This window comes from Novosphingobium sp. BL-S-32 (assembly GCF_056857055.1).
In genome coordinates, this window is record NZ_CM166477.1 from 1,121,319 (window position 1) to 1,144,277 (window position 22,959).

Here is a 22,959-nt window from a genome sequence, read left to right on the forward strand (position 1 = left end):
CGCGCCCGTGACTCGTCTGCTCCCCTTGCTTGCGATCGGAATGCTTGCCGGTTGCGCCAGCTACCAACCTGCGCCGTTATCACTGGCCGGGCAGGTGCTGGCGCCACCGGATGCGGCCGTACTGACGCGGGACGCGCAGGCGATCGACCGGCCGTTTCTGGCACCGCAAGCCATCGATCTCGGCGCGCCGCTGACGCCCAATGCGCTGGCGGTGATCGCCGTGCTTGAGAATCCCGACCTAAAGGCCCAGCGCGCCGGAACCGGTGTGACGGATGCACAGGCCTTTGCCGCCCGGCTGCTCCCGGATCCGAGTTTTCAGGGCAATTTCGACAAACTCCTGTCGGGGCCGGACATCTTCAACGGCTTCGGCGCGCAACTGGGGCTCGATCTTAACCAGTTGCGCACGGCCCGCGTCGCGCGCGAAGCGGGTGAGCAAAGCAAGCGGCAGGTGCGCCTCGATCTGGCCTGGGCCGAATGGAACACGGCCGGGCAGGCGCGGCTGCTGGGGGTGCGGGTTCAGGCCCTGACCCGGCAACTCGCCATCGCGCAGGAAAGTGCCGCAGCCGCGGAGCGCTTGTTTGCCTCGACCCAACGTGCCGCCGGTCGCGGCGACGTTTCGGGCGGAGATCTCGACGCCCGTCGTCAGGCGCTTGTCGACGCTACCGACAAGGCCCGTTCCGCCGAACGCGACCTTGCCACGGCCCAGTCCGATCTCAACCAGTTGCTGGGCCTGCCGCCCGGGACAGTGCTTCAGCTCGCGCCGCCCGCTTTGGCGCCGGTGCCGCCGTCTTCGGAGACTCTGGTCGCGCAGGCGCTCGACCGCCGGCTCGATCTTCAGGCCTTGCGGGCCGGTTACGGCGTAGCCGAAGCCGATCTGCACAAGGCCGTGCTCGAACAGTTTCCCAACTTGTCGCTGACACTGGCCGGCGCGCGCGACACGGCCAACAACTATACCGCCGGGCCCGCGATCGGCTTCACGTTGCCGCTGTGGAACCGCAATCGCGGCAATATCGCGATTGCCAAGGCGACGCGCGAACAGCTTCGCGCGGAATATGATGCGCGGCTGTTCCAGACGCGTGCCGAAATCGACGCGGCGGTTCAGGGGCTGGCATTGCTGCGCCGTCAACGCGAAGCGCTTGTTGCCGAGATGCCCGCGTTTGAGCGCCATGCCGAAGCGTCGGAGCGCGCCATGAAACGGGGTGACCTCGCGCTCGCCACGGCCGAAACGACTGGGCAGGCGCTGCGCGACCGCCGCCTCGCGCTTCTCCAACTCGATCAACAGATCGCAGAGCAGACCATCGCTCTTGAATTGCTTTCGGGTGGTCTCAGCGAAGGATGGACCCGATGAAGGCATGTATTCCGCTCCTTTCATGCCTGCTGCTCGCCGGTTGCGGAAGCGGTGGCGACGGAGCCGATGGAGCCGATGGAGCCACGCCCGAGCCAGTCGCGCTAGTGCGTACGGCACCCGCCGAGAGCGGTACGTCGAGCGATGAGGTCACCATCTTTGGCGCGACCGAGGCGAGCCCCGGCAGCATTCAGGCGCTGGTCGTGCCCGCAGAGGCAATCGTGGCGCGGGTCGTTTCGCCGACCGGAACCGCCGTTGCCGCAGGTCAGGAAATCGCCACGCTAAAGGCAAGTCCGGCCACGCGGCTTGAGATCGCCAAGGCGGCCAGCGATGTCGCCGCGGCGCAGGCCGCCTACCAGCGCGCGGTGCGCCTGCGGGCCGATGGCCTTGCCAGCGATGCCGACGTCGAGACCGCCCGTGCCGCTGCCCAGACAGCGAGCGCGACCCGGGCCAATCTCGGCCTTGCCGGTAACGGCCTTGCCTTGCGCGCATCGATTGCGGGGACGGTGCAGGGCCTCACGGCCAGACCCGGGGACCAACTTGCCGCAGGTACCGTCCTTGCGACTATAGCCGCGCCCGGCGATCTGCGCGCGCGTTTCGGCGTCGATCCGGCGCTGGCCCAACGTATCCGGCCGGGTCAGGAGATCCGCATAGAGCCCGTTGGGGGAGGGGCCTCGGTTGCCGCGAGCGTCGTCGGCGTCGATATGCAGGTCGATCCCGCCACGCGGCTTGCGGGGCTGTTCGTCTGCCTGCCCAAGGGACTGGCGCCGGCCGCCGGCGTGCCGCTGCGCGCGACCCTGTCGGCCGGAGCCGCGATCACCGGCATTACCATTCCTTATGCCGCTTTGCTCGACGATGGTGGGCGCAGCTATGTCTTCGTCGTGCAGGGTGGGATCGCCAAGGCACGCGACGTTCTTCCCGGCAGCTCGGTCGGGGATCGCATTCGCATCCTCAAGGGCCTGCAAGCGGGTGAACGGGTCGTGACGGAGGGCGGAACCGCACTTGAGGATGACATGAAGGTGCGCGAGGGCAGCCCCAAGTGAGCGGCATTCTCTCGCGCCACCGGCGATCGATCTGGCTGAGCGTATTTCTGGTCACCCTTGCCGGACTGGTCGCCGCAACGCGGCTTCCGGTAACGCTGTTCCCACACATCGACTATCCGCGCGTCGTCGTCGCCATCGACGCGGGCGAGCGCGATGCTGGGCAGATGGCAGCCGATATCACGCGCCCCGCCGAAATCGCGCTGCGCGAGATTCCCGGCGTCACCCAGATCCGTTCGACGACCAGTCGGGGCTCGGCCGAGATCGCGCTTGGCTTCGGATGGGGCGATGACATGGCGGCCGCCACGCTCGCGGCGCAGGGCGCATTGGCGACGATCCTGCCCGATTTGCCGGCGGGCACGCGCTTCAGCGTGCGCCGTTCGGACCCGACGATCTTTCCTGTCCTCGGCCTTTCGCTGACGTCGACCAAGCGCGACGGTGTCGCGCTGGCGCAATTGGCGCAGCTCAAATTGCGGCCGCTGCTGTCGACGGTGCCCGGCGTCGCGGGCGTCGACGTTGTCGGCGGATCCTCGCCCGAGATCGCGGTCGATGTCGATCCCGCGCGGCTTCGGGCGCTGGGACTGACGGTTTCGGACGTGGCGACGGCGCTTGGTAGCGCCAACAGCGTCGCCGCCGTCGGCCGGATCGAGGACCGTCACCGACTCTACCTCGCGCTTGTCGACAATCGGCTGACGGGCGAGGGCGATCTGGCCGCGATCCCGATCAAGGCTGGAGATACGGCCGGTGCTGGCGTTGCCACGCTCGGTCAGGTCGCGACGATCCGCCGCGCACCTGCGCCCGCCTGGACGCGGGTTACCTCGAACGGCACCGATGCCGTGCTGGTCAACATCCGCCAGACCCCGACCGCCGATGCCGTGAAGCTCGTTCGCGAAGTGGAAACGCGCCTCAACGCCGCCGCGCTGCCTGCGGACGTGAAGATCAGCTTCTTCTACGACCAGTCCGAACTGGTGACCGGCGCCGCGAATGCGGTGCGCGATGCGATCCTGCTGGGCGCGATCCTTGCCGGACTGGTGCTGTTCCTGTTCCTGCGAAGCTGGCGACTGATGGTGATTACCGCCTCGCTGCTCCCCGCCGTGTTGGCCGCGACCTGTCTGGCGCTGCTGGCGCTGGGCATGAGCTTTAACATGATGACCTTGGGGGGCATGGCGGCGGCGGTCGGTTTGGTAGTCGACGACGCGGTTGTGATGCTTGAGCATCTGATGCGCCGGTTGCAGGAAGCCGGTGAGGAGCACGAGCGCCCCTCGATGCTCGCTGCCGCGCGCGAAATGGCACGGCCGCTGTTCGGATCGACCATGGCAACGATCGTCGTGTTCCTGCCGCTTGCCTTCATTTCCGGCGTGACGGGGGGCTTTTTCAAGGCGCTGGCCGTGACGATGACCTCTGCGTTGGTCGTGTCGTTGCTCTACGCACGCTTCGTGCTTCCGCTCGTTGCCGAACGCTGGCTGACCCGCAAGGATGCCGAGGCTGCCGACAAGGCTGATCGCTTCACCGAAGTGATCGGGCGGCGGTATCATCAGCTTGCCGGGCGAGCCTTCCAGCGGCCCATGCTGGTTGCCGGCGTGGGCGCGGCGATCCTCGCGGCGGCGGGATTCCTGGCCTGGAGCCACCTCGAATCCGGCTTCATGCCGGTGATGGACGAGGGCGGCTTCATCCTCGACTACCGGGCGAAACCGGGCGCCGCGCTGCACGATACCGATCGGCTGTTGCGTCAGGTCGAGACGATCATCCGCGAGACGCCCGAAGTGTCGAGCTATTCGCGCCGTACTGGCGTCCAACTGGGCGGCGGCCTCACCGAGGCGGACGAGGGCGATTTCTTCATTCGCCTCAAGGGAGGATCGCGCCGCGACATCGAAGCGGTGATGGCCGATATCCGGGAGAAAGTGCAGACGCGCGTTCCGGGGCTTGAGATCGAGACGGCGCAATTGATGGAAGACCTGATCGGAGACCTCACAGCGGTCCCGCAGCCCATCGAGGTCAAGCTGTTCGGCGACGACCCGGCACAGTTGGAGGCGAGCGCCGAAAAAGTGGTCACCGCGCTCGGCAAGATCGACGGCGTAGTCGAGGTGGCAAGCGGGCTGCGGGTCGCGGGCGATGCGATCATCATCAAGGTCGACCGCGCGGCTGCGGCCATGGCGGGCCTCGATCCCGCAGTGGTGGCCGGGCAAGTGGAATCGCAAGTGGGCGGCACTATCGCCACCCGAATACTGGCGGGCGAACAAGTGATCGATGTGCGCGTTCGGCTGCCGCAGGAACTGCGCCAGCGTGCGGACGCCCTCGGTGCGCTCACGCTGCGTGCGCCGGATAGCCGTACAGTGCCGCTTCGCTCCATTGCCGCGATCAGCATCGCCGCCGGACAGCGGCAGATCACGCGCGAGGATCTGGCGCCGTTCATTCCGGTTACCGCGCGGCTTGAGGGCAAGGATCTCGGCACGGGCATGAGCGAAGTCCAGGCCGCAGTGGCCGCGTTGCGCCTGCCCGCCGGCGTGCGCGTCGATTACGGCGGGCTTTACGCCCAGCAGCAGCAGAGCTTTTCGGATCTGACCACGGTCTTCGTTGCCGCTTTGCTGCTCTCGGCCCTCTTGCTGACTTTACTGTTCGAGCGCTGGGCCTTTACCGCCGCCGTGATCGGAACGGTGCTGCTATCGACCGCGGCCGTGTTCGTGGGGCTGTGGCTGACGGGCACAGAACTCGACATCTCGGCGCTGATGGGGCTGACGATGGTGATCGGCATGATTACGGAACTGGCGATCTTCTATCTGGCCGAACTCGTTCCGGACGCCCCGGTCGATGCCGCTGCCTTGCTGGAAGCGGGCCGGGCGCGGCTACGGCCGATCGTGATGTCGGCGCTGATCGCGATACTGACCTTGCTGCCGCTGGCTTCGGGGCTGGGGCGCGGTTCTGGCCTGCAACGTCCGCTGGCGACGGCCATCATCGCGGGGCTTGGGATCGGAGCGCCGCTGGTGCTGACGCTGCTGCCCACTCTGCTACTGCTATTCGGCGGCAAGCGTCAGAAGGCGATTTCTCCCACGGCGTAGCTGATGGCGATAGTCCCGACACCGACCACGAGCGTACGGATGACGTTGCGGGAGACATCCATGTCTCCCACCCGCGCGCCGATGAATGAAATAAACGTGAGCGATACGAGGGCCGCCACGAAAATCACTTCGGCTTCGATGTCGACTGGCAGGAAGAAGGTCATGACGAGCGGGATGGCGGCGCCCAGAAAGTAGGCGATGGCAGCCGATACGCCGGTCAGTACGACTTCGGCCTGTGAGGTCAGCTTGAGGATGCCGTGCTCGCTTTCCATCGCCGTTTTCAAGGGCGAGCGTACGATCAGCTCGCTGGCAACCCTGACCGCGAGATCCTGGCTCAGCCCTTTTTTGCGGTAATATTCGACGATTTCGGCTTCCTGGACGCTCTTCTGCTTCTGGAGTTCGGCTATTTCCACTTCCAGTGCATTGAGCTGCGCTTCCCGTTCGGAAGCGGCCTCCGACCACTCCGCGCCTCCGGCGGCGAGCACCCCGGCGACAGTTGCGGCAGTGGCGGCCAACATCAAGGTCCTGTCGCCCGCTCCCGCGCCGGTGAAGCCAAGCAGGATACCGGCCGTTGCGATGATGCCGTCCCGCGCGGCAAGGCTCCACGTGCGCCGGGATTTACGATCCTGGAGATACTGGCGCAGCTCGGACACCAGAACCTTTCGCTTCACGATCCGCTCCTGTGCGGTGAAACTCTCCGTGGCGGGAGCATCGCACAGTGGCGGGCCGATTGTCGAGTAATCGCAGGGGGCTAATCGCTCAGAAGGAGCCGAAAAATCCGCCTAGAGCAATGACCACCACCAGTGCGATCAGCGAGCCGATGATGCCCACTTCGGCGATGAGCCGGTAGCTTTCGCGGTGGTTGGTTCCGCACAGGGAAAGCAGCGTGATGACGGCGCCGTTATGGGGCAGAATGTCAAGCGTGCCCGCGCCGATCGTGGCGACGCGGTGCATCAGGGCCGGATCGATGCCGCTCTGCCGGGCGATGTCCATGTACGTTGAGCCAAGGGCCTCGAGCGCGATCGTCAGTCCGCCGGACGCCGATCCGGTCAGGGCGGCGAGCAGGTTGGTCGCTACCGCCAGCGTCACCAGAGGGCCACCGTTGAGGCCCAGCACCCATTCGCGGACAACGATGAAGGCGGGGAGCGTCGCAATCACCGCGCCGAAACCGACAAGGCTGGCTACGCTCATGGCGGGCAGCACGGCCGCATTCATGCCGCTGTCGATCGTGCCGCGCAGATTGGTGAGCCGCGTCCGGTTCAGCGCCACCACGGTCACCGTCGCCAATATTAGCGCTGCCAGTACGGACCATAGGCCCGCTACCGCGCCGAGCGTCGTCTGGCCCCACTCGTGCCGGGCCAGAAACGTGGCTTCGCGGCCCCGGAACACGACAAGCGACAGGATGAGGTTGGTGCAGACCATCACCGCGAACGGGATAAGGGCAATGGCGAACGACGGTTGGCTGGCGGCGGCCACGGGATGTTGGGCCTCGGAAGGGTCGAAGCTGGAGGCCGTAATCGTATGTTCGCGCATCTTTGCGGTATCGGGCGTGGACAAGCGCGCCTGCCCGTGGCCTTCGCCGCTGCCCACCGCGACGGACTTGGCACGCTGAAGCCATGTCAGCCCTATTCCCAGCATCAAGGCCGAGGCGATGATGCCAAGCCCAGGCGCGGCGAATGCCGTCGTGCCGAAAAACGGCATGGGGATCGCGTTCTGGATGGCGGGCGTTCCCGGAAGAGCCGTCATCGTGAAAGTGGATGTGCCAAGGATGATCGTTGCCGGAACCAGTCGGCGCGGAATGTCCGCCGCCTTGAACATGGCTTGTGCCATCGGCACCAGCACGAAGAATGCAACGAACAGGCTGACTCCCCCGTAAGTCAGCAGCGCGCCGGCAAGGACCACGGCCAGAATGGCCCGGTCGGGCCCCAGTCGGGCCGACATGAATTCGGCAATCGTATTGACCGAGCCGCTATCGTTCATGAGCTTTGCGAAAGTCGCACCAAGCAGGAAGAGCGGCAGGAACTGGCCCAAAAAGCCGGCGGCACTGCCCATGAAAACTTGGGTCCAGCTTGCCAGCAGGGGGAACCCGGAAAATGCCGCAGCCAGAAGGGCGCAGGCAGGCGCGAGGAACAGGACGCTCCACCCGCGAAAGGCGAACAGCATCAAGGTGCCCAGGCCCACGATGATGCCGACAAAACTCAGCGCTTCAGACACTGTCGAGCAACTCGCTGATGTCGAACGAGGATCGCTTGCCGATGGCATTGCCGTGTTCGGCCAGGAACGTGTTCGCCTCGGCCCGGCCAATGTCTCGCAAATGCAGGAGAAACGCCCATTCGGCATTGAGCTTGGAGGAATATCCCAGATCCAGCATGGCATCGCTGGCGATCCGGTGGATGCGCATATGCGCCCATTTCGCGCCTTCGCCGGTCGCCCCTTCCACGTTTGCGGCGGAGACCTGATGCAGCAGGGCCATCATCCGCAATTCCTTGAGAAGCACCGCGTTGAAGGAAACCTCGTTGAGGCGGTTCGCGATTTCACTGGCCGTGCAGGGGGTTCCGGGCCGCTTCACCGGATTTACCTGAACAATGATCGTGTCTTCGGAATCGCAGTCCCGCACGAGCGGGGTCAGTGTGGGATTGCCGGAATAGCCGCCATCCCAATAGGGCTCGCCATCGATTTCCACCGCGTGAAACATTGTCGGCAGGCAGGCCGAGGCAAGCAGAACCTCGGGCGTCAGTTCGCTATTGCGGAACACGCGCCCCCGCCCGGTCTGGACATTCGTTGCGGTGATGAACAGCTTGATCGGACTCTCGTTCAGAGTGTCGAAGCAAATGCTGTCTGCGAGAATGTCCCGCAGCGGATTATAGCCCTGCGGATTGAGGTAATAGGGCGAAACCACCCGCGCCATGATGTCCATCGACTGGAAGATCGGCGAGTAATCGAGTGACCACCGGCCCAGTAGCATATCCAGGAGACTGCGCTTGAGCGGGCTGAGCCGGGCCGCCTCGGACACCTGACGCCAGAACTTCTCCAGCGCTTCACGGGCACCCTCGGCACCTTGCGTGATATATCCGTGCGCGAGCACGGCGGCATTCATGGCGCCTGCCGACGTGCCGGAAATCCCGTCGATCCGGAGCCATGGCTCTTCCAGCAACCGGTCCAGTACACCCCATGTAAACGCGCCATGGGCTCCGCCGCCCTGAAGCGCGAGGTCAACGAGTTTGGGTTCTCTGCTGCGCGGAGGGATACTCACGCAGGATCACGTCCAGCATCGCGCGGCGATACCTTCGTGAAAAATGAGATGGATAGGTGTGATTCCTCAAGCCGCGGTCGAGGTGCGAATGGTGCCAGGATTTGCGGCGGAAATTGCACTACAATCAGCATCGGCATTCCATCCTTATCTTCGTGAAGAGACAGGCGTGGATGTGTGAAATTGTTGCGATGCAATAAGAGTTGTTCGCGCGGTGGATGTCAATCGATATCGGCGGGGTCGACGCAAGCGCGCCGATGACATCAGAGCGCAAGGTCTGGGAAGGCGCGCCTTGTATTGCGCAGCAGACCAAACCATTTGTCGGGGCCGCGCTGTTGGCTGCGATCCCACATTAGCCAGCAGTTCCGGAACCCGTCGCCGAGCGACGGTTCAAAATATCGGAATAGGAATGCTGCCGGCGGAGACTGCTTAGGCAGCCAGCGGCAGGTTTTCCGAAACGGCAGCGGTTTCGACTTCGACCGCAGCAGGCGTTGCAGTTGCGGCAGGAGCGGACTGCTTGGTCAGGCCGGACATGTGGCGTTCGGCAACAACGACATCACGACGTGAAGCGAAATAGAGCGAGAGCAGCGAAAACATGGACACCTCGACAAATATGCTGCGTTGCAGCGTCGATGACCATTTGGCCCTCCCCCCCCGGTTGACGCAAATGCAAGCTGATCCACCGCTATTGCGTAATTTGCAATTGTGTCGATCGGTCTAACGAATTGTCCACCGGGCGGTGGACACCCGCCGAAGAGCGATCTCATACATAGCCGCCGTTTTCGTGGTTAAATCTCGGATTTTGCGATATTATCGCCGGGTTGTCGATCTACCGGCGGATATTGCGGAGAAGCATCCGCACCCAGTCGCTGCATTGACGCCGCGAAAAAGAAAAGCCGGCCACAGGGGCCGGCTTGTGAAGTTTGGGAGAGGATGCCTGAAAGGCCTGATCGTTATGCGCCGTGCTGCGACGCAGCGCAATGGAGAAAGATGCATGTGCAGTTGCAGCATCGCTCGGGCGGTGCAACCCACTTCGAACAGTCACAAAAGTGGCTATCGGCGCAAATTCGTCCTCGCCAATTCGACGATCTCGCTCCCGCGGCCGTTGAGTACGGCCTTGAGCATATAGAGGCTGAAGCCCTTCGCCTGTTCGGACTTGATCGTGGGCGGCATCACCAGTTCCTGCGGCGCGGTTCTGACATTGACCAGTGCGGGGCCCGGATGGGCGAAAGCCTCGCTTAGCGCATCCCGCAGCGTTTCGGAGCTTTGGACATCAAACCCCCGTATTCCCGACGCTTCGGCGATGGCGGCAAAATCGGGGTTCTTGAGCTGAACGTTGACGTCGAGATAGCCGCCTGCCTTCTGCTCCATCGCGACGAAGCCCAGCAAGCCATTGTCGAAGATCACGATCTTGACCGGCAGGTCCAGTTGCCCGACGCTCAGCAGATCTCCCATGGACATGGCGAAGCCGCCATCGCCGGACATCGAGATGACCTGTCGCCCGGGACAGGCCGCCTGTGCGCCAAGTGCCTGCGGCAAGGCGTTGGCCATCGAGCCGTGATTGGCGGAAAACAACAGCCGCCGCTTGCCGGTCATCGTCAGATAGCGCGCCGCCCATACCGTCGGCGTGCCGACATCGGCGGCGAAGATCGCGTCCTCGTCGGCAAGCTCGCTGATCAGGCGCGCAAGATATTGCGGATGGACTGGCCGGCCCGGCTTGTCGGGCACGGCGAGTTCGTCGAGGCTCTTGCGCGTGTCTATATAGTGCGCGCGGGCGGCGTCGAGAAACCGGCGGTCTTCCTTGCGCGCAATACGGGGCAGCACCGCCGTCAATGTCTCCTGCACATCGCCGACAACCCCCAGCGCAATCGGCGTCCGCTTGCCAAGCTGGGCGGGGTCCCGGTCGATCTGAATGATCTGGGCGTCGACGGGGTAGAAGTTGCGATAGGGGAAGTCGGTCCCCAGCATGAGCAAGGTGTCGCAGTTCTCCATCGCATGATAGCCCGACGAGAAGCCGATCAGGCCCGTCATGCCGACATCGTAGGGATTGTCCCACTCGACATGTTCCTTGCCGCGCAGCGCGTGGACGATCGGGGCACCGAGTCGGTCGGCCAGCGCGATCACCTCGTTATGGGCATTGGCGCAACCGGCGCCGCAAAGGAGCGTGACGGCCTTGGATCGCTCCAGCTCGCCGACCAGTCGGTCGATCTCTTCATCGCGGGGGATGAGGCGCGGTGGGGTGAGGGCGGGAAAGTGGAAGTTCGCCCCTGCAGGCGCATCGGCAAGCGCAACATCGCCCGGTATGACGATAACCGCGACGCCCTGCTGCCCGATTGCCGTGCGTATGGCGCGGTGAAGCACTTCCGGCATCTGGCGAGGATTGGTGACGAGTTCGACGAAGTGGCTACACTCGCGGAACAGTTCCTGCGGGTGCGTTTCCTGGAAGTAGCCGAGCCCGATCTCGGACGACGGAATGTGCGCGGCAATCGCAAGGACCGGGGTGCGATTGCGGTGGCAATCGAACAGGCCATTGATGAGGTGGAGATTGCCGGGGCCGCAGGACCCGGCGCAGACGCCCAGTTTACCCGTCAGCGCGGCATCGGCGCCCGCCGCAAATGCTGCCACTTCCTCGTGCCGGGTCATCATCCATCGGATTCTGCCCAATTTGCGCAGGCTTTCGTTTAACCCGTTGAGGCTGTCGCCGGTGACGCCCCAGATCCGTTCTACCCCGGCATTGGCAAGGGTACGGGCGATGAGATCGGCAATTGTGCGGTCGGGCATGGAGCTCTCCTTGCGGAAACGTCGAGGCGGGGAATGCGCGCCGGAGTGTCAACGGCGGCGCCGCGTCCAGGTTTCATGCTACCGGCGCATGAAATCCCGACAGGATGTCCGACCAATACGCTGCCAACTGGCTTTGGCCCGAATGCAGGGGCGCCGTTCCATACCGTGACAATTGCGACAGATGGGATCGGTTCTGTCCTTACGCCGAAGACTGCGTGAAAATGGGTCGGACGGAAGTAAACAAAACTTAACCATTAAACGCGGCGCGCACCCATAAAGTGATGGTTTGCCGGCCGACCGCGCTGCACAAAGCTTAGGGTCGGACCTCTGTTAACTTTTTGCAAACTTGGGTTAAATCGCGTTTCAGGCGTTTGTCGTGTGCAGACGAATCCTTCATGGCGCCTGCTCGCCATGATTGGAAAGGAAATCCAACATGTATCGGGAAATAGAGCCGAAAAACATGAAAGACGGCTTGGAGGAAACTATTAGAAAACTGGATGTTCGGATCGAAGCGACGCCGGTCATGAGAGAATCTGCCAATTCCGCTCCGGCGGATCCTTTGGCATTGGCAAAACGTATCTACGGCGGCCGCCGCAAGCGGGCTGCCTTCTTCAAGCAGCATATATTCGGTGAAGCGGCATGGGATATGTTGCTGGACCTTTACGTCTCGGAACATGCCGGCCGCCGGGTTTCAGTGACCTCGGCCACATTGGCTTCGGCGGCGGCATCGACCACCGCGCTGCGATGGCTAGCCATTCTTGAGGCGGAGGGGCTGGTGCTGCGGCAAAACGATCCGAAAGACGGCAGACGATCGTTCCTCATGCTGACCGAGCAAGCGAAAGCGCAAATGGAGGAGTATCTTCGCGCCGTCGCCGCAACATTTTGATTGCCTTCTGCAAGGACATCGTTCTTGCCTGGCGACCGAATGGGATTAGGCAGAGTTCCCGATCAGTTCAGGACGGCAGCACTCATCACGTTTTCGCAGGCACAACGGCTCAGCGAACGTTAGGAAATAGCGGCGGCACTCAGGGATGTGCCCGACCGCCTGGATGCCTGCGGGCAAACGTTGGCGGCCGTCCATGTGCAACATGGCCTCGACTTACTGCAAGCGAACGCGAATGAGGACGATCCCGTTTAGAGCCTCTTCTTAGAGCATGATCGATCGCCGAGACGGCTCGGCAGCTAGTCGATCTTCTTCACATGGCCATTGCCGACATCGTCGCGCGGCTTGCCTTTCGTGGTGCGCTGTGCGGCGGCTCCTGCGCCCGCCAGAATAGGGCCGCAGGCCGCGGACTTGGCATCGCCGATATCGACGAAGGCAAGCAGCCCGGCCACCGGCGCGGCAACGACCGCAAGTCCGATCCCGGCTCCGGCGCGGGCCAGCAGCGCGGGGCTGACGACATTGAGCGAGGGGTGCGCAAAGTGTCCGCCGATGCCGACCGGAGACTGGCCGGAAAACAGGCTGAACTTCTTTCCGTCGGCCCGGAAGGCCAGATCGAGGGCCTCGTTATCGAAGCTGAAGCCGCCGCGTCCGGTGACGACGTTCTTGGAAGTATCGATCAGGATCGGATCCGCCGCGGCTGTACCGCCGCGCACCGTGAAGGCGAGCAGGCCGCAGTTGACCTCTATGGGCTTCTTGAGCTTGCCTTCGAACATCTTGGTCACGAAAGTCCCGATATCCAACTCGGCAAGCTGGGCATTCTGAGTCCACAGCGTACCCTGCGGCATGACGAAGGCGATACGGCCCGAGGAACCGGCGAGCGAATCGTGGATGGTATCGCCCCGGCCCTCCAGCCTGATGTGGCCCCGGATAGTGCCGGTGGTGCCGGATTGCGCAAGGCCGTAGCCTGCAAGCAGCCGCCCCATCGGCGTGGGCGACAGCCGGATATCGTAACTGGTCGCGGTGGGGCGCTCGCGGGTGTCGAAGATGAGGTCGGATGAGACATCGCCCCGCGCCATCGAGAAAGTCAGCGGCGAAAGCGCCAGTCGGCCCCGGTCGAGATGGAGAGTAAGGGCGATGTCCTGCACCGGCACATTCCTCGAACGGACCATGCCGATCTTCCAGTTCAGTGTAGCGTCGAAGCGTTGAAGCGCCTCGACCGGCAGGCGCGCGTCGGGAAGTACCCGCTGGGGCCCGGCGCCGGTCGCCGCGGCGGCCGCGACCGCGCCTCTGGCGGCGACGATGTCCGGGTTGTAGCCGATAAATGGCGCGGCATCGACGATGTCGAGGCGGCGGGTCACCAGCGCGGCGGTGAGGCGCAGCCGCTTGTCATTGGCGATCGTGAGTTGCCCCGAGAGATCGGACTGGCCGAACCTGCCGCTCAGGTTCGTGAAGCGGTAATTGGTGCCGTCCTTCACCAGCTTTGAGCGCAGCACATAGTCGCGGGTATGCGGGATAACTACGTCGACGACATCGAGCAGGTCCGACAAGTCCCGGCCCTGCGCGCGGACTTGCAGCGGTACATTCTCGATTTGCGAAATCGACGGCAGTTGCCCGGAAACATCGATCACGCTGTTCGCCGCCCAGGCGCGCAATTCCAGCGCATTGGCGCCGCGATTGACCGTCGCGTCGGGTGAGAGCAGGCGGGCCTGCACGCGGAACGGCGTATCGCGCAGGGTGCCATCGCCGTGGAGGGCCACGGCCTTGCCGATGTGGGCATCGGTCGAGGCGATCGGATCGACTTGGAGGTTGGCTTCCAGCGGCATCTGCGGGTCAAGATAGCGGATGCGGGATCCCGAAACCGTTGCCCGGTCGATGCGGGGAAATTCCAGCGGCTTGCCCCCGCCGGAACCGAACGTCCACGTGTTGGCTCGATGCCGCGCATCCCACTCAAGATCGACCGCGCCTTGATCGAGATCCAGCGTGTAGATGTGGCGTTGGCCGAGCAGCAGCGAAAGCGGGGCGATATGCGCTTCCACCCGGCGGGCGGCGAAAAGGCTCTTGCGCCCGGCCCATGGGGGGTTGGCGACGTCGATCCCTTCGGCGAGGAACTTGATGCGCAGCGGTGCGAAGTAGAGTTGGAAATCGCCGGATACGCGTACCGGGCGGTCTGACAGTGAACTGGCGATGTGTTCGAACGGATGCTTGAGAAAGCGGCCCTTCGTCACGAACAGGATGAGCCATGCCGTAAATATAAGGCCGACGAGGATTAATGCGGCATTGCGCAGCAGTCGCAGGCTGCGCCCGTGCGGTTCGCTCGTTTGGGCGTCCTGGGCCACATATGTCGACATCGCATCCATGATGCCGGGTAAGTGCAGATACGGCACCATTAGTTTCAGGATGGTGACGGACCGTGCATTGCCGTCGTCAAAGAGCGCGTTGACGACGGCTAGCGAACCTTTCTGCCTTTCAACGCATAGGGACGCGCCGGCCCGCCCAATAAAATCGGGGTGTTCGTTCAGCGGTTCAGACGGGCTGGTCGATCGACTTCGCCAAGGGCGTGAACAGCTTTGGTCCGGAGGCCGTCATGTGCCAGCAGTCCTCCAGTCGGATACCGAATTCGCCGGGAATGTAGAGGCCTGGCTCGTCCGAGAAGCACATGCCTTCTTCAAGGCGCGTGTCGTCGCCGTGCACCAGATAGGGCGATTCATGACCGTCGAGCCCGATGCCATGGCCCGTGCGGTGCGACAGTCCGGGCAGCCGGTAGCCGGGGCCCCAGCCTTCGCGGGTGTAGAATGCCCGCACCGCATCGTCGATCGCGCCGACCGGCGTGCCGATCCGGGCGACATCCAAGGCGATCTCCTGCCCCCGCTTGACGGTATCCCACACCTTGCGCTGGCGCGCCGATGGTTCGCCGTAGACCCAACTGCGGGAGATGTCGGACTGATAGCCGTGTACTTGCGCGCCGCAGTCCATGAGGATCACCGAACCCTCGCGGACGGCCTGTGGCTGCGCCGAGCCATGCGGATAGGCGCTCGCCTCGTTGAGCAGTACCAGCGAGAATTCCGGCGGCCCGCCCATCGCGGCAGACGTCTTGTCCATAAGGCTGGCGATGTCCTGCTGGGTCATCCCGGGCTTGATCTCGCCGTGGACATACCGAAGCGCGGCCATGGTTATGTCGTTGGCGCTCTGCATCAGCGCCAGTTCGGCAGGCGACTTGATCTGGCGGCAGCGGTTGACCAGTGCCTCGCCCGAGACCACTTCCCAGTCGCTCGCTTGCTTGCGCAAGGCGTCGAAGATGAAGAAGCGAGTAGTCGGCTCGATGGCGATTTTGCCTTTCGGCACCTTGCGGTCGACCAGCACGCTCGCCATCCGCAGTTCCGGACTCTGGTCCTCGTCCCATGGGCGGACTTCCGCCGGAATGCGCAAGGTTTCGCGCACGCTGGGCTCCTCGAAGGCCGGGGTGACGACGACTGTGTCACCGTCCGCCGGGATGATCGCGGCGGTCACGCGCTCGGAGCGCCACCATTCGATACCGGTGAAATAGCGCAGGCTCGAACCGGATTCGACTATGAGCGCGCCGATACCGGCTTCGCGCATCAGGCCCTGAAGCTTGGCGATGCGGGCCGCGTACTCCTCGCGGGAAATCGGCTTGACGTCCGGGCCGGTCGGCAAGCGCGGTTCCGTGGCAGCGCTGGCATAGAGCCGTGACGTCATGGCGATGCCGGCCATGGCCACCGCGCCCGTGAGAAACCCGCGTTTAGAGATCATGGAAAAGCCCCCGTTGCCGGCGATTGGACCGGCCTCCAGCGATCTAGGGCACTGCCAAGGCCGCGATCAAGAGGCAGGCACTGACTTTGAACCGTCCGACGGAGCCAGTCGGGCCGGTCAGGGCTGGTCGGGCTGGGCCTGCTTTATGATGTGATAGGCGCCGCCCATCAAGCGGGTCACCTCATCGGCGCTGAGAACATAGTGGGGCTCGTAGCTTAGGCCCACCTGCTGCGTCCGCCTCCAGAGATCGACGTAGAGCCCCTTGTTCGGCCCGAAATTCAGATCGATATGGTGGGCCAATCGCGCCGGTCCTTGACGCGAATAAGCAGCGCGAAAGATCGCGATATCCACGACATACGGGCCGATCATCACCCAGACATGACCATTCCAGTCGGGATTGGGCGTACTGAAGACCTTGGCGCCATCGAACGGTGTGCGGTCGCCAAAGACTGGCACGCCCTCCACGGCCAGGGTTCCGGCCACGACATGGATTGGCGCTGCCAGCCGGCTTTCCAGTCCCACCGCCAAAGCGGCGCTCATTTCCGCGCCCGCACCCGGGATGGCCGGAAAGACTTTCAGCAGATCCACTGCGCACTTCGACAAGGTGGCACGGTCGGCTTCGTTCATTTCATAGGCTTTGAATGCCTTGGCTGCGGCCCAGCCATGCTGAGCGGCAATGCGCTTGCCCAGGTGTGCGAGATCTTTGACGGTCGACATCCCGGCCCCTTAGCGCCTCGCGAACGCCGAAACCAGAGTGGGCGTGGCTCCCGCACGGGGCGTGCGAATCCTTTTGGGTATTCCTTGCAAGCGGCAATTCGTCCGATTCGGATATAAATTGCGAGGAATTCCAACCACTCCATGTCGCGAACATGGCCTGCAACATGACCGTCGCAATTCGTCGAAATCACCCGAATCCGGGATTCGAGGCGTCATCAACGCGCGAGAATCGTTCAGGAACTGCCGCAGACCTGTGCCAAAATGGGTAGTAATCAATTAGCTAACATTTTGTATTTGCTAATCTGCCAGTGCATTTCTAAGCCGCATTCATACCTAGTTAGGGCGAGTGGATGCGGGCAGCAGGGGGCTGAACGCGCTCGGAAATTAAGTGGGGCCTTAATGCATTCCGTGTGGTCACGGCGGCGAGCGTCCGCCGCCTGCCGGACCGGCAGTGTGCTGGTCGCGGCACTTTTTTCTGCAACTTCTGCACATGCCCACAGCGACTCCGTCTCGATCGACGTGGTTGCCAGCATCAAGGAACGCTGCGGCTTCGCCGCCGGCGGTCCGGTTAGCTACAATGCGCCGCGCGATCTTGAAAGCGCTGCTGATTTCTCGTTCGCGGTCGGTCTCGACTGCAACACGCCTTATGCGCTCGGCGTCACGTCGCAGCGCGGTGCTCTCACCAATCTGGATGCTTCCGACGACGGATCGGGCTTTGCCTTCAGCAAGTCCTACCGGGTGTCGATCTCTCTGGAGACGGACAAGGGCATGGTCCGCAGCGAGCGCTGCGGATCCGGCGATCTCATCGACGGAGGCCGATGCTCTTTCGCCAGCCTCGTGCCGGGGAACGGGCTCAAGTCGGGTCCCGGTATCAGCATCGGCCGCAACGCGGTCGTCAAGATCGATTGGCCTGCGCAGTCCACGGCTCAGCCGCGGCTTGCTGCCGGTCACTACAAGGACACTCTAATTCTGGTGGTCGGGCCACGCGCATAAGGCAGCTCTCCATCTGAAGGACGGCGCGTGGGTCGGCGTGTCGTTCAGCCATCGGTTGCCCATGCGGGATCCGATGTAATTCGCAAGAACCGCACATGGGGTTCTACATCATCCGCGCCATTGTGCGCTATATTGCCTAAGGAATTGATTATGAAGCGTTCGATTCTCACCGCCAGCGCAGCAGCGATCTTCCTCGTGGCCGGTGGCGCGCAGGCTGCCACCACCACCAGCATCGACATCAAGGCTGAAGTCGACAGCAAGTGCGGCATCTCGTCGCAGGCTTCGTCGATCACCATCGGTGACCTGACCGACGCCAACGCCAAGGTCCGTTCGACCGTGACCGATGAGATCGCCCAGAAGCTGACCGACGCCAACGTCGTTGCCTTCTGCAACAACGGCGGCAGCAACGTTAAGGTGTCGCGCGCTGTTCTCGCCCTTGACGGCGCGACCGGCAACGGCCTGGCACAGGGCGACTTCGCTCAGTACATCCGCTACAACCTCGACACCTCGATCAACGGCCTGGCCCTTGACTCGACCTCGACCGACGCCGGTTCGACCGTTGCCCAGCGCTTCGGCGGCCACGACAGCCTGAGCGCCGTCGAAACCCACGTAAAGTTCACGAAGGCCGTCAGCGACGGTACGGCTGTTGCTTCGTCGAACGGTGCCAACCGCACCGCCACGAACTGGTCGTCGCTCACCGATCGTCGGATGGCTGCTGGCAACTACACGGGTTACGTCTCGATCGAGCTGACCCCGGCTGCCTGATTTCTCTGGAGGCGGGCTTCGGCCCGCCTCCAACCTTTCCGGACCGCGCCGTTTCAGGATGAAGATGATGAATTCGCGTTTTGCGCGACACGCCGCGCACGCGCTGGTGTCGCTGACAGCATTGCTGGCTACTGCTACCCCGGCTGTGGCGCTTAACGTGCAGCCTGTCGTTGTCGACCTGCAAACCACGGGGCGCCGGGCCTCAGCCATCGTCACGTTGCAGAACACCTTCCCGGACACGGTTCCCGTGGAAGTGACGGTCCATCCTGTCAACGTGGTGAACGGCGAACTTCAGGAAGACGAGAGCGCAGAGGGTGACGATCTGCTGGTCTTCCCCAGCCAGGCCACTCTGGCAGCCAACCAGTCGCAGGCATTCCGGGTCCAATGGATCGGGCAGCCTGCCGCCGGTGAGAGCAAGCACTTCTACGTCACCATCGCCCAGCTGCCGGTTACCATGCCGGACGGCCAGAACACCATTCAGGTTCTTCATCGCTTCAAGGTTCTCGTCAGCGTCGGTTCGGCTTCCGAGACGCCTTCGCTGAAGATCGTCGAAGCGACCATCGGCAAGGACGCCCAGGGCAAGCCGCAGCCCGTCGTGAAAGTCACCAACGACGGCGGCACGTACGGCTACCTGGCCAGCAACCGCATGACCGTGGTGGAACGCCGCGGTGACGGTACCGAAGCCTATCGCAAAACATTCGAGCCGGAAGAAATCCGCGAGACCATGGGGCTCGGCCTCGTGCCGTCCAAGGCGAGCCGGATCCTTCCGATGAACGTCGAACTGCCGGACGCGTCCGGTACCCTGTCAGTCGAGCTGAATTCGGCCGGAAGAAAATGACGCCGTGCCAAACCGCTATCCCTTCTATCTGCTAGGCTTGGCGGGGCTGGTTCCGTTCAGTTCACTGGCGGCAAGCGTGCCTGAAGGTACGACTGCGCTGCCGGCTCTGATGAGCGGAACGGCCATGAGCAGCGCCACCCCCAGCGTGGTGGCCGCTGCCCCCGATGCCGGGCTCGCTGGGCACAGCGCGGCCAAGCGCCTGAACCCTACCGGGCGGGATATTCCGATGGGCGGCCCGCTCTCGGACAACGGGTTCGTGCTGGGCGAAGTCTCCTACACCCTGAAGGCCGACGACAGCATCCTGATCGATGTGCAGGACCTGCTGCCGCTGCTGCGGAATGTGCTTTCCGCCGATGTCTGGCAGCGCCTTGCCGATGGCGTCAGCACGCAGCCTACGGTTTCGATTGCCGATTTGCCGAAGTACGGCGTTTCGCTGGCCTACGATCCCAGCACGCTGGGCCTGCTGATGACGGTGGACCCCAAGGTCCGTCAACGCCAGTCGCTCCGTGTCATGAGCGGATACGAGCCTGTCGCCGGCCCGATCCAGCCCGCCGAAGCCGTTTCGGCCTATGTCACGGCCTTCATCAACAGCGATTACGTCTACACGGGCCCGCAAACCGGTTTCATCACCCCGAACGTCCTGCTGGACAGTGCCGTGCGGGTGGGCGGTGTCGTGCTCGAAAACGAGGCGAGCGTGCAGGACGTGTTTCGCCGCGAAGGCACCCGGCTGGTTTACGACGACCAGCGGCACACGGCGCGCTACACCGTGGGCGACCTTGAACCGGTCTCCCGCGGGTTTTCGGGCACGAGCCCGATGGCGGGTGTTTCGCTCTCGCGCGTCTATGCAGATCTGGACCCGCAGCGGAACGTGCAGCCGCAGGGACAGAGGTCGTTCACGCTGACGCGCGCCTCCACGGTCGAAACGATCGTGAACGGCCAGTCGGTGCAGGTCACGCGCCTCAATCCCGGCACCTATGACATCAGCGACTTCCCGTTCGCCCAAGGCTCGAACGACGTAAAGCTGCTCATCAGGGACGACTCGGGCCGCGAGAACGTGATCTCGTTCTCGATCAATTTCGACCGCACGCTGCTGGCTGCTGGATTGAGCGAGTTCGGGATCTACGGCGGCGTAAAGACGCCGTTCGATACCAATGGCCGCACGTATAGCGACGAACCCGTCGCATCGGGCTTCTATCGCCATGGTCTGACGGAGGAACTGACGGTAGGCGCCAACTTCCAGGCCCAGCGCCGGGGCGCCGTGGCCGGTGCCGAAGTGGTCTGGGCCTCGCCCGTCGGCACACTGGCGCTGAACCTTGCCGGATCGCACAACACGTGGGTCGGCAGCGGCTATGCGGTCAATATCGGCTACGAACTGTCCTTCGTGGGGACCGAAAACAACGCCCGATCGTTGACCGCCTCCATTCAGGCGACCAGCAAGGATTTCGCGTTGCCCGATACGCTGGCCGCCAGCAATCCCTACATGCTCGATATCGGCGCGACCTATTCGCAGTCTCTGGGCGCAGACCATTATTTCAGCCTCGACGGTTTCTATTCGGTCGGACGCGGATCGCGGCAAGACCAGTCCACTTTCCGCGCCACTTATGGATGGCGGCCCAACCAGCGGCTGCTGCTGACAGCCGAGGCAAGTTACGAGAAGAGTGAGCGCGCTTCGGGTCCGGGTGCCCGAGTGTCGCTGATCTATCGCTTCGACCAGAATTCAAGCGTCACGAGCGACTTTGACACCCAGAACGATCGCGCCCGCTTGAGCTATCAGCGTTCCAGCGGCACCGGTGTCGGGTCCTACAATGCGTCGGCGAATATCGATCGGGTCGACGACTCGGTCGGTCTCAATGCCACGGTGAACTACATGACGAACCGGGCCGAACTGGGTGCGGCGCATTACACGTCCTTCGACAACGACGGGACCATCACCGATCAGCGTACCTCGCTGCGCGCAGCCTTCTCGTTGGCCTACGCGGGCGGTTCGGTTGCCCTTTCCCGGCCGATCTACGACAGCTTCGCGATCGTCAAGACGCACGACTCGCTGAAGGGCGCGCCCGTCTACATCGATCCACGCGGTGATGATTATGTCGCCAAGTCGGGACTCTTCGGCGGGGCGGTCGTACCACAGCTTTCCGCCTATTCACCGCGCCTCATCACTTACGACGTTCCCGGCGCACCGGCGGGGTACGATGTCGGAACCGGCATCATCCAGGTCCGCCCGCCTTATCGGTCGGGCCATCTGATCGAAATCGGTTCGGACTATTTCGTCACTTACGCCGGTCAACTCCTGAAGCCGGACGGTACGCCGCTGGCACTCGTCGGCGGCCATGCGATCGAAGTCTCAAAGCCGGATCGCAAGCCTGTCGACATGTTCACCAACCGAACCGGCCGTTTCGCGGTACAAGGACTGCGCGCAGGGAAGTGGCGGATCGAAATGCCGACGGACGAGGGAACGCTCGTCTATGAGATCGATGTGACGACAAGCGACGCATTGCAGCGCGGGGCTGCCTTGAAGCCGGAGAGAACCCAATGAAGATCGCAACTGCTCTCCTGCCGCTGCTCAGCTTGCTCGCCGTTGCATTCCCGCAATTGGCCCAGGCAAACTGCGTGGACTTTCGCGCTTCCGCCAGCGAACTCAGCGTGGACTACGATCCCTTCAATCCGGCCGGGATAGAGCGGATCTTCACCATTCACGTCCGCCGCCTCGATCCGCGCGTGACGGCGGTGCGACTGGTTCTGGCCAACCCCGGCGCGGTCAATCGCGGGTCGGCGCTCGGGCGCAACAATTCGGTCCGCTACGATATCCGCTGGGTTCAGGACGCCGGGCGAATGATCCTCGTGTCCGGTGCCGAACAGCCGAATGCGACCAATGGCGCGCTGATCGAATTTTCCGCCAATGCGACGGGCGACAACGTGAACCAGAACTTCCGGCTGCAGATTCCGGCGGGGCAGGGGATCGTCGCCGGGAATTACTATCAGCCGCTTGAGCTTCGCTTCGTCTGCCTTGCCGGTCGGGATGAGATCGATCGCGGCACGCAACTGGGCAGTCAGGTGGCCGTCGATGTGACAGTGCCCGAGCGCATCGCGACCTTCGTCGGCTCGGCCGGTTCGCAAAGAGGGCGTATCGATTTCGGTGATATCGACGGGTCTAGCGGTAATCCCGTTCGCGGCCTGACCGTCACTGCACAGTCCACCGTGCCTTACGAAATCCGTGTCGCGCAGGATCGCGGCGTGATGAAGCGCTTCGATGGAGACGACGCTGCGCTGCCTTATGCGTTGAAGTTGTCGGGTTTCCCGGTATCGAACCAGTCGACCGTGACGTGCAGCCAGACACCAGCGCCCAGCGGCCGCAACCACAACGTGCAGGTGGAACTCCAGAGCCGGGATATCCAGCGCATGCCTGCGGGCAAGTATAGCGATATCGTCACGCTGACATTCTCGCCGCGCCTTGGGCTGTCGGGCGGCGACGGGTGCTCGGCTGGGAGGCCGTAATCTCCGGACGGCAGGTCGGCCCCGCTTT

The 22,959-nt window shown here is 63.5% G+C and carries 17 protein-coding genes; 9 read left to right on the forward strand and 8 right to left on the reverse strand.

The window, feature by feature from the left end; translation table 11 throughout:
• The first annotated feature begins 7 nt into the window (after positions 1–7).
• The 3 genes from AC1VVK_RS21555 to AC1VVK_RS21565 are packed head-to-tail and all read left to right on the forward strand — an operon-like array spanning position 8 to position 5,441.
• On the forward strand, positions 8–1,348 hold the full coding sequence (locus AC1VVK_RS21555) for a TolC family protein (protein WP_482905243.1): 1,341 nt from the start codon (positions 8–10) through the stop codon (positions 1,346–1,348).
• Positions 1,345–2,388 (forward strand): efflux RND transporter periplasmic adaptor subunit, encoded by a 1,044-nt coding sequence (locus AC1VVK_RS21560; protein WP_482905244.1) that lies wholly within the window; start codon positions 1,345–1,347, stop codon positions 2,386–2,388. The genes AC1VVK_RS21555 and AC1VVK_RS21560 overlap by 4 nt, the downstream gene beginning before the upstream one ends.
• Positions 2,385–5,441 (forward strand): efflux RND transporter permease subunit, encoded by a 3,057-nt coding sequence (locus tag AC1VVK_RS21565; protein WP_482905245.1) that lies wholly within the window; start codon positions 2,385–2,387, stop codon positions 5,439–5,441. Before AC1VVK_RS21560 ends, AC1VVK_RS21565 begins: the two co-directional genes overlap by 4 nt.
• Here the strand turns inward: AC1VVK_RS21565 and AC1VVK_RS21570 are convergent.
• The 5 genes from AC1VVK_RS21570 to poxB all read right to left on the reverse strand — a co-directional run bounded on the left by AC1VVK_RS21570 (position 5,414) and on the right by poxB (position 11,472).
• Positions 5,414–6,094 carry a VIT1/CCC1 transporter family protein gene (locus AC1VVK_RS21570; protein WP_207904653.1) on the reverse strand — a complete coding sequence of 227 codons (681 nt, stop codon included), beginning with the start codon at positions 6,092–6,094 and terminating at the stop codon, positions 5,414–5,416. The two genes, AC1VVK_RS21565 and AC1VVK_RS21570, sit on opposite strands and share 28 nt — an antisense overlap.
• A 106-nt stretch (positions 6,095–6,200) precedes the next feature.
• Positions 6,201–7,655 (reverse strand): GntP family permease, encoded by a 1,455-nt coding sequence (locus tag AC1VVK_RS21575; RefSeq protein WP_482905246.1) that lies wholly within the window; start codon positions 7,653–7,655, stop codon positions 6,201–6,203.
• On the reverse strand, positions 7,648–8,694 hold the full coding sequence (locus tag AC1VVK_RS21580; RefSeq protein ID WP_482905247.1) for a patatin-like phospholipase family protein: 1,047 nt from the start codon (positions 8,692–8,694) through the stop codon (positions 7,648–7,650). The genes AC1VVK_RS21575 and AC1VVK_RS21580 overlap by 8 nt, the downstream gene beginning before the upstream one ends.
• A gap of 426 nt (positions 8,695–9,120) precedes the next feature.
• Positions 9,121–9,288: a hypothetical protein gene (locus AC1VVK_RS21585; protein WP_482905248.1), complete on the reverse strand. Its 168-nt coding sequence runs from the start codon at positions 9,286–9,288 to the stop codon at positions 9,121–9,123.
• A 456-nt stretch (positions 9,289–9,744) separates the two neighbouring features.
• On the reverse strand, positions 9,745–11,472 hold the full coding sequence (gene poxB / locus AC1VVK_RS21590) for a ubiquinone-dependent pyruvate dehydrogenase (RefSeq protein WP_482905249.1): 1,728 nt from the start codon (positions 11,470–11,472) through the stop codon (positions 9,745–9,747).
• Between the two features lie 433 nt (positions 11,473–11,905).
• Here poxB and AC1VVK_RS21595 point away from each other — a divergent pair, with 433 nt between their 5' ends.
• Positions 11,906–12,358: a MarR family transcriptional regulator gene (locus tag AC1VVK_RS21595; protein WP_482905250.1), complete on the forward strand. Its 453-nt coding sequence runs from the start codon at positions 11,906–11,908 to the stop codon at positions 12,356–12,358.
• 296 nt (positions 12,359–12,654) lie between these two features.
• Here AC1VVK_RS21595 and AC1VVK_RS21600 read toward each other — a convergent pair whose 3' ends face one another.
• From AC1VVK_RS21600 to AC1VVK_RS21610, 3 genes are all read right to left on the reverse strand, one after another.
• A complete protein-coding gene (locus tag AC1VVK_RS21600; RefSeq protein ID WP_482905251.1) occupies positions 12,655–14,703 on the reverse strand; it encodes an AsmA family protein in 2,049 nt (682 codons plus the stop codon).
• Between the two features lie 175 nt (positions 14,704–14,878).
• Positions 14,879–16,123, reverse strand: a complete 1,245-nt coding sequence (locus tag AC1VVK_RS21605) for a M24 family metallopeptidase (protein WP_482905252.1) — start codon at positions 16,121–16,123, stop codon at positions 14,879–14,881.
• Positions 16,124–16,240: 117 nt separating this feature from the next.
• Positions 16,241–16,840: a hypothetical protein gene (locus AC1VVK_RS21610; RefSeq protein WP_482905253.1), complete on the reverse strand. Its 600-nt coding sequence runs from the start codon at positions 16,838–16,840 to the stop codon at positions 16,241–16,243.
• A 453-nt stretch (positions 16,841–17,293) separates the two neighbouring features.
• On the opposite strand from AC1VVK_RS21610, the gene AC1VVK_RS21615 reads away from it, so the two are divergent.
• The 5 genes from AC1VVK_RS21615 to AC1VVK_RS21635 all read left to right on the forward strand — a co-directional run bounded on the left by AC1VVK_RS21615 (position 17,294) and on the right by AC1VVK_RS21635 (position 22,931).
• The gene (locus AC1VVK_RS21615) at positions 17,294–17,833 is read left to right on the forward strand and encodes a hypothetical protein (protein ID WP_482905254.1); all 540 of its coding nucleotides are present in this window, start codon (positions 17,294–17,296) and stop codon (positions 17,831–17,833) included.
• Between the two features lie 150 nt (positions 17,834–17,983).
• Positions 17,984–18,598: a hypothetical protein gene (locus AC1VVK_RS21620; protein WP_132386090.1), complete on the forward strand. Its 615-nt coding sequence runs from the start codon at positions 17,984–17,986 to the stop codon at positions 18,596–18,598.
• Between the two features lie 64 nt (positions 18,599–18,662).
• Positions 18,663–19,436: a fimbria/pilus periplasmic chaperone gene (locus AC1VVK_RS21625; protein WP_482905255.1), complete on the forward strand. Its 774-nt coding sequence runs from the start codon at positions 18,663–18,665 to the stop codon at positions 19,434–19,436.
• 4 nt (positions 19,437–19,440) lie between these two features.
• Complete coding sequence (locus AC1VVK_RS21630) at positions 19,441–21,972, forward strand: fimbria/pilus outer membrane usher protein (protein ID WP_482905256.1); 2,532 nt, start codon at positions 19,441–19,443, stop codon at positions 21,970–21,972.
• Positions 21,969–22,931, forward strand: coding sequence for a hypothetical protein (locus tag AC1VVK_RS21635; protein ID WP_482905257.1), 963 nt, complete (start codon positions 21,969–21,971; stop codon positions 22,929–22,931). Before AC1VVK_RS21630 ends, AC1VVK_RS21635 begins: the two co-directional genes overlap by 4 nt.
• The last annotated feature ends 28 nt before the right edge of the window (positions 22,932–22,959 follow it).